Source organism: Priestia sp. P5_B4 (assembly GCF_056400385.1).
On the sequence record NZ_JBFULJ010000676.1, the window covers coordinates 1 to 2,098 of the forward strand.

General features: G+C 38.3%; 2 protein-coding genes. One reads left to right on the forward strand and one right to left on the reverse strand.

The genetic code is table 11. The features are described 5' to 3' along the window. A partial coding sequence (locus tag AC1DRF_RS24560) for a M55 family metallopeptidase (RefSeq protein ID WP_477741925.1) occupies positions 1–397 on the reverse strand: 397 nt, incomplete at its 3' end. Between the two features lie 252 nt (positions 398–649). Here AC1DRF_RS24560 and AC1DRF_RS24565 point away from each other — a divergent pair. Continuing rightward, on the forward strand, positions 650–1,945 hold the full coding sequence (locus AC1DRF_RS24565; protein WP_427075434.1) for a purine/pyrimidine permease: 1,296 nt from the start codon (positions 650–652) through the stop codon (positions 1,943–1,945). The last annotated feature ends 153 nt before the right edge of the window (positions 1,946–2,098 follow it).

The window sequence follows — 2,098 nt, forward strand, 5'->3', positions numbered from 1 at the left end:
CTCCAATATTCGTATCGTCTATGTACATATTGCGAGCACCAAATATCATCGAATGAGACATGACACCAGGCATGGATGCTTTAGCATGATATCCTAGAAACATAGCACCATCAAAAGTCTGATCTAATCCCTGTACCATTGAATATGGTTTTATGCTTCCTGAAATAAGCTGAGTTTCTGGATGAAGCCGTTCAACAAGGAGATTATTCATACTCGAATGACTGTCATTTACCACAACTTCTGAGCACTGTTCTCTAAATCCTGCATAAATTACTGCATTTGCTTCATCCGTCATTATTTTGCGGCTTCTCTCATAATTTTCTTTCTGTCGCAGAACATTTGTGTGATCGACGAGTCCCGTAATTCCTTCCATATCAACCGACAGATATAGTTTCATTTGTCTTATTCCTCCTCCTTTCTTGACTGTTAGTCAGTTCATTATAAATTATTCTTATGTTTATAATTTATAATTGTAAGAAAATTATAAATTATCTTTCTTCTTTTTACAACAATATATTGAATTTTTTGACACTTTATTCATCTTCCTTTTAACAAGATATCGCTTACAAATTGGAAATCCCATGGTAAAATAATAGAGCAGCCTGTTGGTTCATTCAGCCGCTCGTCGGCATTAATTGAGGTGTTAAGAATGTTTCGAGTTTCCATTGCTTCACTACAATGGTTTTTATTTATGATTTCTAATAGTATGATTGTTCCTATTGTAATTGCTTCTCAGTTTCATTTAAACGCAGCGGATTCTATTCAATTTTTACAGCGAACGTTATTTATTTTAGCTTTATCCGGGCTCTTGCAGGTATTTATAGGGCATAAATATCCCATCATGGAAGGGCCAGCTGGTGTTTGGTGGGGCGTCTTTTCTCTGTATGCGAGTCTTGGAACCGTTCTATTTGGTTCTCACTCTGAAACGCTCCGGGTGCTGCAGTTCACCCTCCTTATAAGCGGGGTAATCGCTATTTTGATGAGCCTGCTTGGTCTCATTGATAAACTAGCAAAATACTTTACCCCGACAGTTACCGGTACATATTTAATTTTATTAGTGACGCAGCTCAGCGGTTCCTTTTTAAAAGGAATGTTTGGTATTACAGAAACGAATTCAGCTATTAAACTTCCTATTGCGCTGGCTTCAGCTGCGATTTTGCTGCTGACTTTTTATTTATTATCACACCGGACGTTAAATAAGCTCAGCATTATTATTAGTATTGGTGTAGGCTGGGGAGTATTTGCAATGCTAGGGTTAGCTAAACCTATCGAGTTTCAGGCGCAGTTATTTTACATACCTAAAGTGTTTGTATTTGGAGCTCCTCGCGTTGAATGGAATATGGTTGTCACTGCTTTTTTTGTGACGCTCATTTTAATTACAAACATGCTCGCTTCTATTCGTGTTGTTGAGTCTGTTTATAAACACAAAGGAGAAAAAATTGAAAAAGACAATATTAAGCGTTCCGGGATGGTTTCGGGTATAAGTCAGCTGCTTGGAGGATTGTTTTCAGGTGTCGGTGCCGTTCCTATTTCAGGTTCCGGCGGATTTATTTCAGCTACAAATCTTTATAGCCGAGTTCCTTTTATTGTAGCATCGTGTCTTTTGCTTTTTTTGAGTATCTTTACTCCTTTAACATCCATTATGTCCGCTCTTCCTCCTGCTGTCGGATACGCGGCAATCTTTCCTGTTTTTACAGGTATGATGGCTCTTGGAATTGGAGAATTCAAGCATGCCAAACAGCCCGAAAAAGCAATGAAAAAAGCCGGTATTGCGTTGCTGTCGGGGATAGGGGTTATGTTTTTGCCTTCTCAAGCTTTTTCAACACTGCCACCTTTAGTTACTACGTTTTTAAGCAACGGATTAGTTCTTGGCACAATTATCATTCTTGCACTGGAAATTTCTGAATCCATTTCTTTGAAAAGACAAGGTGCAAAAGAGGGATAAAAAAAAGAAGCTGAAACCCAGCTTCTTTTTTTTTACCTTCTTACCGTTAATCCTTTTAGTTCATCGTCTGCCATAGCCATTTCATAGAATTCTCCCGTTTCATCGTGTGCTAAAACATAATCCAACTCTTCCTGAGCAGAAGCAGTTTTTCCA